The sequence below is a fragment of the Lentzea sp. NPDC006480 genome, assembly GCF_040611995.1.
In the GTDB taxonomy this organism is placed as follows: domain Bacteria; phylum Actinomycetota; class Actinomycetes; order Mycobacteriales; family Pseudonocardiaceae; genus Lentzea.
The window spans coordinates 54,251-62,074 of record NZ_JBEXPJ010000043.1 but is presented as its reverse complement, the minus strand read 5'-3'; the positions used below and the strand labels follow the sequence as shown (position 1 = coordinate 62,074).

Annotated in this window: 7 protein-coding genes; 1 reads left to right on the top strand and 6 read right to left on the bottom strand. The window is 69.5% G+C overall.

Features of this window, described 5'->3' with window-relative positions; genetic code table 11:
* The 5 genes from ABZX92_RS19345 to ABZX92_RS19325 all read right to left on the bottom strand — a co-directional run.
* Positions 1-524, bottom strand: a 524-nt coding sequence (locus ABZX92_RS19345) for an NAD(P)H-dependent oxidoreductase subunit E (RefSeq protein WP_355560860.1), incomplete at its 3' end; no start/stop codon positions are given.
* A complete protein-coding gene (locus ABZX92_RS19340; protein ID WP_355560857.1) occupies positions 525-2,465 on the bottom strand; it encodes a molybdopterin-dependent oxidoreductase in 1,941 nt (646 codons plus the stop codon).
* A gap of 91 nt (positions 2,466-2,556) precedes the next feature.
* A complete protein-coding gene (locus tag ABZX92_RS19335) occupies positions 2,557-4,641 on the bottom strand; it encodes a caspase family protein (protein ID WP_355560854.1) in 2,085 nt (694 codons plus the stop codon).
* Positions 4,641-5,009 (bottom strand): hypothetical protein, encoded by a 369-nt coding sequence (locus ABZX92_RS19330; protein WP_355560851.1) that lies wholly within the window; start codon positions 5,007-5,009, stop codon positions 4,641-4,643. Before ABZX92_RS19330 ends, ABZX92_RS19335 begins: the two co-directional genes overlap by 1 nt.
* A gap of 88 nt (positions 5,010-5,097) precedes the next feature.
* Entirely contained in the window at positions 5,098-6,159 is a 1,062-nt protein-coding gene (locus tag ABZX92_RS19325) for an aldo/keto reductase (RefSeq protein ID WP_355560849.1), read from the bottom strand.
* 111 nt (positions 6,160-6,270) lie between these two features.
* Between ABZX92_RS19325 and ABZX92_RS19320 the strand changes: the two genes are divergently transcribed.
* Positions 6,271-7,161 carry an AraC family transcriptional regulator gene (locus ABZX92_RS19320; protein WP_355560847.1) on the top strand — a complete coding sequence of 297 codons (891 nt, stop codon included), beginning with the start codon at positions 6,271-6,273 and terminating at the stop codon, positions 7,159-7,161.
* Here ABZX92_RS19320 and ABZX92_RS19315 read toward each other — a convergent pair whose 3' ends face one another.
* Positions 7,162-7,794, bottom strand: a complete 633-nt coding sequence (locus ABZX92_RS19315) for a hypothetical protein (protein ID WP_355560844.1) — start codon at positions 7,792-7,794, stop codon at positions 7,162-7,164.
* Positions 7,795-7,824: the final 30 nt, after the last annotated feature.

Genomic DNA, 7,824 nt, shown 5'->3' with positions numbered 1-7,824 from the left:
GCACCGGCCTGCGGCACCTCCGCGCGCTCACCGTCCACATGGGAGGGACCAGCGGCCGCCACCGCGATCACCTCACCGGCGTGGGTGGGCGCGAGGAGCTGCTCCTTCGCCACCTCCCCCGCCTCGAACGCGAGCGCCGCCGGAGCCTTCTCGCACACCCCGAGGCACGGGCTGCGCAGCCAGCCGCTCTTCGCCCCCGCCGGACCGAGCTCGTCGGTCAGCCTGTCGCACAACGCTTTCGCGCCGTTGACCTGGCACGCGAGGTCGACGCAGACGTGCGTGATCTTCGCCGGGCGTTCGGAGAGCGAGAACAACGAGTAGAAGCTCGCCACGCCGTACGCCTCGGCCGGCGGGATGTGCAGGACGCGGCAGATGTGGTTCAGCGCGCCCTGGCTGATCCAGCCGACCCTGTCGTTGACCGCGTGCAGGGCGGGCAGCAGCTGGTCCCGTCCCATGCCGGTGAACAGGTCGACCACAACGCGTTCGGCCTCGGTGGGCTCGACGTCGAGGAGTTTGAGGTCCACTCAGGCCACCGTCCCGGAAACAGCGGGCACCGGGAGCTTGTCGATCCGGATGGCCGCGGCCTTGTACTCGGCCGTGCCCGCGATCGGACAGGTCGCCTCGATGGTGATGATGTTGACGTCGATCTCGTCCGGGAAGTGGAACGTCATGAACACCAGCCCCGGCGTCAGTCCGTCGTCGATCCGCACCGGTGCCTGGATCTGCCCGCGCCTGGACGTGATCTGGACTTCCTCGCCGGCCTTGACGTTGAGCTTCTCCGCGTCCTGCGGCGACAGGTCGAGCGTCTCGCCCTTGCGCAGCGGCGACTCGAACCCGGCCGACTGCACGCCGGTGTTGTAGGAGTCGAGCCGGCGCCCGGTGGTGAGCCGGTACGGGAACTCCTCGGTCAGCTCGTCGACCGGCGGACTGTGCAGGACCGGCGAGAACGTGGCCGGCATGCCGCGCTTGACCGGGTCCTCCTCCCACAGCCGTCCGTGCAGGAAGCTGGGTTCGAGGCTGTCCTCGCTCGGGCACGGCCACTGGATGCCGCCGAGCTCCTCCAGCCGCTGGTAGCTCATGCCGGTGTGCAACGGCGACAGGCTGCGCAGCTCGTTCCACACGTCCTCGCCGGTCATGTGCCGCCAGGGCGTGCCGAGCCTGTCGGCGATCTGACTCATGATCTCGATGTCGTCACGCGCGCCCTCGGGTGGGTTCAGGGCCTTGCGCACCCGCTGGACCCGGCGCTCGCTGTTCGTGAACGTGCCGTCGGTCTCGCACCAAGCAGCCGCCGCGGGCAGCACGACGTGCGCCATCTGCGCGGTCTTGGTGAGGAAGATGTCCTGCACCACGATGTGGTCCAAGTTGGACAGTCGCTTGACCGTGTGCTCGCAGTCGGCCTCGGACTGCACGGGGTTCTCGCCGATGATGTAGACGGTGGTCAGGTCACCGCGTTCCATCGCCTCGAGCATCTGCGTGAGGTTCCAGCCCTTCTTGGGCTGGATGTTCGATCCCCACGCGGCGTTGAACTTGGCCGCGACGTCCGGGTCCGTGATGTCCTGGAACCCGGGCATGCGGTCGGGGATCGCCCCCATGTCGCCGCCGCCCTGCACGTTGTTCTGCCCGCGCAACGGGTTCAGCCCAGCGCCGTACCGCCCGACCTGCCCGGTGAGCAGCGCCAGGTTGATGAGGCTGAGCACGTTGTCCGTGCCGTTGTGGTGCTCGGTGATGCCGAGCGTCCAGCTGAGCTGCCCCCGGTCGGCCTTGGCGTAGGCGTGCGCGAGCTCGCGGATGAGCTCGGCGGGCACCCCGGTCTCCAGCTCGGCGACCGGGAGCGTCCACGGCTCGACTGCCTTGACGAACTCCTCAAAGCCTTCGGTCGCCCGCTCGATGAAAGACATGTTCGTGAGGTTCGACGCGATGATCTCGCGGGCGATCGCGTGGGCCAGCGGGATGTCCGTGCCGACGTTGAGCCGCAACCACTTGTGCGCCCACCTGCCCGTGCTGGTGAGGCGCGGGTCGACCACGTACAGCTTCGCGCCCTTGTTGACGGCCTTGAGCACGTGCTGGAAGAAGATCGGGTGCGCCTCACGCGCGTTGGACCCCCACAGAACGATGAGGTCGGCGTCCTCGATCTCCTGGTAGGAGGAGGTACCGCCGCCACTGCCGAAGACCTTCGCCAGCCCGGCCACGCTCGGCGCGTGACACGTGCGGTTGCACGAGTCGACGTTGTTCGTGCCGATGACCGCCCGCGTGAACTTCTGCGCCATGTAGTTCATCTCGTTGGTGGCCCTGGCACAGGAGAACATCCCGAACGCGTCCGGACCGTTCTTGGCGACATTGCGCCGGAACCCCTCGGCCGCACGATCGAGCGCTTCGTCCCAGGTGGCCGGGCGCAGGATGCCTGCGTCGCGCACCAGCGGCTGGGTGAGCCGCACGTAGGGCTCGGTCTTCTTCCGCCTGCTCATCACGACACCTCCTGCCCTCCATACTGTATGCAATCTTCGGTATGCGCTACCCCCTGTTCGCTGTTTCTTGGAAGTGGAGGGTGCGGTTACTTCACCGCAGCTGTCGCCGTGCCGCGGTGAGCCCGACGACCACCAGCACCGGCAGGATGATCAGGAAGCTCGTGGTCGTGAACCCGAACGGCATCGCGGAGAGCACGACCAGGAGCACGGCCCACACCGCCACCAGGCCTCCGGCCAGGTGCGCCGGTCGTGCCCGCGCCGCGAGCCACGGTACGACCGGAGCCCCCAGTGCCGCGCCGTACGACCCCGCGATCCAGACGAGGTCATCCGTGGAGAGCAGGGAAGCCCTCCACACCAGCACGGCCGACACCGCCAGCCCGCACAGGATGAGCACCACCGAGTACCACGGCGGCGTGGACTCGGCGAAGGACGCGCCGGGCACCCGGCGCACGATCTTCACGGCCGCCAATGCGGACCCGATCAGCAACAACATTGCGACGGCGCCCATGTAGTACGCCACGCCGTAAGGCGCGAAACTTTCGGAGTAGATCGGTTCGAACAACAGCAGCGCCAGCCCGGCCAACGCGAGTGATCCCGCTGCCACGAGAACTCCGGCGCCCGCTGTGCGAGCGCGCGGCCGCAGCAGAGCGAGGCCCCCGACGAGTGCGGCCAGCCCGAGCGACACGAAGTAGGCCCAGAGCGTCGGGCGGTTCACCAGCATCGCGTCGTCGTAGCGGTAGTCGCTCGGCACCGCCAGCAGCAACAGGGCAGCGGCTCCCAGCACCGCCACCGCGGTGCGGGGCACGAGGGCATCGGTGTCCGGGCGGGACCGCTTCGGCGGTTCCTCGACGGGCTTGCGTTGCCCGGCTTGCTCGGACTGCCCTGCCGACGTCGCCGGACCTGTGGGCATCGGAGGCCCCGGCACGACCGGGCGACTCATGGACGCCTGCCGCGCCGCTGAAGGTGTCTCGACGGCCTCGGACAGCACGGAGACGACCGCGTTCCCCGTCGGCCCGCTGATCTCGATCCGTCCCTCCGACTCGGGGGCGGCCTGCTGCAGCGACACCTGGATCTCGTCCTCGACCAGCGCGACCCGGATCCACGGCTCCGACGCCGTCACCGTCACCGCCCGCGCCAGAGGTGGACCGCCCAGCACCACCGCGTGCGGACCCGGCGTGGAGAAACGCAGCACCGACACACTCGGCTGGATCATCGCGTCGCTCAGCGCGGCGGCCGCCGCCCCGGCCACACTGCTGATGTCCGTGCTCGCCATCTGCGTCAACGCCAGATGCGCGCCGGCCGCGACCTCGAGGTTGCCGCTGGACAACCGCGACCGCAGCTCCGCCACCGCACCCAGCCGCGTGAACATGTTCGAGTCCGCCACCGCCGCCGCCAGATCTGCGGGCATCGCGGCGGGCTTGATCCTCCGCCGCCCGGAGCGCGCCAGGTACAGCTCGCCCTGCATCTCGATGTCCCGCGACGGCGTCTGGTTCGGGTTCTCCTGCCGGACCCGCTCGAACACGTAGTCGTACAGCTCGTTCAACGAGATCAGGCCGTCCTCGTCCCGGTCGGCCTCACCCGTCGACAACCCCCGCACCAGCGCCGAGGTGAACACCGACGGCTCCGGGGCGTGGTCCTCGGCGAGGTGGTCACCCTCGAAGGCGTACTCCATCGCGCTCGACGCCGTGATCACCGCCCGGCCCCGGCCACCGGACAGCGTGGACAGGACGTCCACGTCACCGGCCGCCCGCACCGCCACACCCTCGCCGAACGCCCCGCCGTAGCAGCAGTCCAGCAGCAGCACGATGCTGCGCGACCGGCTCTGCCGCATGCATCGCCGCACGAAGTCCGCGGGCACCGCCGTCGAGCCGAGGCGGTTCGGCCGGGTGTTGCGCGCGGCGAAGAACAACTCGCCCGACTCGCTCTTCACCCCGTGGCACGAGAAGTGCAGCAGCAGCACGTCGTCCGGCTCGCCTTCGAGGAACAGGTCCTCCACCCGTTCCTGCACGACGCTCGCCGTCTCGTCGCGCACCACCTGCACCGAGAACTCGCTGACCCGGCGATCACCCAGCACCTCGGCCAGCGCCTCGGCGTCGGCCGCCGGGGAGCGCAGACGGCTCAACCCCTCGTGGTCGTAGGTGGAGTTGGCGATGATCAGCGCCAGCCGCCTGCTCATCAGGTGTGCCTGCCGACGAACAGCGCGACCAGCCTGTCCTGGTCCTCACTCGACGCGTCGGCCAGTTCCAGGACGTCGCCGTCGATCTCCACCCGCACCGCGCGCTGCACCGGAGTGCCCCGCTGCAGCCAGCTCCGGATCGCGGTCACGATGGTCTGCAGCGCCGTCGTGGACTGCCCGAGCGTCACCAGCAGACCGCCCACCGTCGCCACGTCCAGCGCGCGGGAACCCTCCGGCGGCGGACCGGCACGGAGCGCGGTCACCGCGCGGACGTCCAGTTGCAGCAGATCCTGACGCAGGTAACCCGTCACCTGGTCGAGGCGCTCGGCGTCCGCCCCGTGCTCGGCGAGGTGCACTCGAAGGTTCATGGCGCCTCCTCACCTCGATTTCGCCCGGCGAGGCGCCGCCGTTAGCAGGCAACTCCTCAATTGTGACTCCACCACGACACCCAGTGCCTCAGTACCTCGTTCCCGAGGCGAACATCGGCAGCATCGCCGAGGGGCGGCCGTCCACGGTGGCGCCGGCGAACTGCAGGTGAGGAGCCAGTTCGCGGTTGTTCTCGGCCGGGAAGTTCAGGTGGGGCGCGGACACCTCGTCGAGCCTGGCCCGTTGAGCGTCGGTGAGGGTCACGGAGAGCGCGCCGAGGTTCATCTCGAACTGGTCGTAGCGGCGCGCGCCGATCACGATCGAGCTGACGCCGGGCCGTTCGCGCAGCCACGCCAGCGCGACCTGGGACGCGGGCACGCCGATCTCCCCGGCGACGGCGTTGACGGCGTCGATCACCACGAACTCGGCCGTTGAAGGCACCCGGCCGCGACCGGAGACCGGGGCGCCGCCCGAGGTGTACTTGCCGGACAGGAAACCGCCCCGCAACGGCGACCACGGCAGCACGCCCATGCCCATCGCCTGCGCCATCGGGATGAGCTCGCCTTCCGGGGTGCGTTCGAGCAGCGAGTGCTCCAGCTGCAGCGCGATGATCGGCGACCAGCCGTGCCACTGGGCGAGCGTGGCGGCGTGCGCGGTCGCCCACGCCGGAACGTCGGAGAACCCGACGTAGCGGACCTTGCCCGCGCGGACCAGGTCGTCCAGGGCTCGCATGGTCTCCTCGACCGGGGTGGCCGGGTCGAAGTTGTGCAGCCAGTAGAGGTCGATGTAGTCGGTCTGCAAGCGACGCAACGAGTCTTCGAGCTGGTGCACCATCGCCTTGCGGCCGGAGCCACCGCCGTTCGGGTCGCCCGCGTGGAGGTTGCCGAAGAACTTCGTGGCGACCACCAGGCGGTCGCGCACCTTCGAACCGGCCAGGAAGTCACCGATGATCTTCTCGGAGTGGCCGTTGGTGTACAGGTTGGCGGTGTCGATAGAGTTGCCACCTTGGTCCACATAGGACGCCAGGATCTTCACGGACTCCTCGGGCGTGCTGCCCCAGCCGTGGTCCTCGCCGAAGGTCATGGTGCCGAGCGTGAACGGGCTGACGCGCAGGCCTGAGCGGCCGAGGGTGATGTAGGAATCAAGCGACATGCCTCAATTCAAGGCCCGCCAAAGGCGTTCTCCTAGGCAGATGGGCGCGATCCGTTGCACGATCCGCTCAACTTCGCTCAGATCGCCGCACGACCGTGCCAGACTGGCCGCGTGACGCACCTGGAGGAGCTCCGCCGCGGGATCGTCCGGCACGCCGGGCCCCACGGGCGTCCACTGTGGAACGAAGGCGTGCTGGTGTTCGCGGGCGACCGGGTCACCGAGCCGATGGGCACGCTCACCGAACCGGTGCTGACGCTCGTGGCGCAGGGCTCGAAGCGCACCATGCTCGGCGACCACGTCTTCGACCACGGGCCCGGCCAGGTCGCGGTGGTGACGGTCGACCTGCCGCTGACCGGGCACATCACCGAGGCCAGCCCCGCCAAGCCGTTCCTCGCGCTCGGCCTCAAGCTGGAACCGGCCACGATCGCCCAGTTGCTGGTGGAAGGCGGACCGGCGCCGATCAAGCCGCACGACGGCCCCGGCATGGCGCTCTCCACCGCCGACGACAAGCTGCTCGACGCCCTCGTCCGGTTGCTCGGACTGCTCGACGAGCCGCGCGACCTGCGGGTGCTGGGGCCGTCCGTGCGTCGCGAGATCCACTGGCGGCTGCTCAACAGCCCACAGGCGGCGTTGATGCGGCAGGCGGGCACGGCCGACAGCCGCCTGGCCCTGGTCGCGGCGGCCATCGCGTGGATCAAGCAACGGTTCGACCAGGTGATCCGCATCGACGACCTGGCAGCGGACATCGGCACGAGCGTGTCGACGCTCAACCGGCACTTCCGCACCGTCACGGCGATGAGCCCGCTGCAGTACCAGAAGCAGATCCGCCTGCAACGAGCCCGCGCCGCACTCGTGACCGCTCCGCACGACGTCGCCTCGGTCGGTCACGCCGTCGGGTACGACAACCCGTCGCAGTTCAGCCGCGAGTACCGGCGCATGTTCGGCGCGCCGCCCGGACAGGACGCGCTCCGGCTGCAGAGCGCGTCCATCGTCCAGGAGTGATCAAGCTTTGACCAACGGCCCGGCGGCGATCGGCACGACGGACGTCAGCTGCGACACCGCGAGGTCCTGGTGGTCGGACGACACCACCACCTCCGCGAGGAGCTGGTCTCGCGCGAGAAACGCGTGACAGGACCACCAAGGACTGTCGGGTTCGTAGCTCTTCTGGCAGTACGCGTACAGGTCGGCGACGCCCTCCGGCTTGACGATCGGGAGGTTCGCCAGCAGAAAACCGAGCGGGAGCTGCTGCGTGCACCTGTCCGCCTGCCGCCGCACCTCCCCCACCAGCACCTCCCCGTCAAGCACCGACATGGCGTGGACGCGTTCGTACAGTGGAACGCCGCCGACCCAGCCCCGGCTGCGTGCGATCGACGTGCCGCGGTCGACGAACAGGGGCTTGGTGCTGTTGCAGACGTTGGCGACGGTTTCGCCTTCCTCGCCCTGGTCGCTGTCGGCCGCGGGCGTGTCGCGCTCAAACCGGCCACCGAGGGCGTCGAACGCTTCGCGCGGCGCCAGAGCCGCCTTGGCGCGCTGGTCCAGTTCGGCCAGCGAAGGCGGCACGACCGTGGGGGTGGGAGGCGTGCTGCACCCCGCCACCACCACGGCCACCACGGCGGCACAGATCCTGATGCTCAACGAGTTCCCCCAGTACGTGAACCTGAGGGC

Coding starts and splice junctions, on each gene's coding strand:
- ABZX92_RS19340 (WP_355560857.1), bottom strand. CDS start 2,465: ATGAGCAGGCGGAAGAAGACCGAGCCCTACGTGCGGCTCACCCAGCCG.
- ABZX92_RS19335 (WP_355560854.1), bottom strand. CDS start 4,641: ATGAGCAGGCGGCTGGCGCTGATCATCGCCAACTCCACCTACGACCAC.
- ABZX92_RS19330 (WP_355560851.1), bottom strand. CDS start 5,009: ATGAACCTTCGAGTGCACCTCGCCGAGCACGGGGCGGACGCCGAGCGC.
- ABZX92_RS19325 (WP_355560849.1), bottom strand. CDS start 6,159: ATGTCGCTTGATTCCTACATCACCCTCGGCCGCTCAGGCCTGCGCGTC.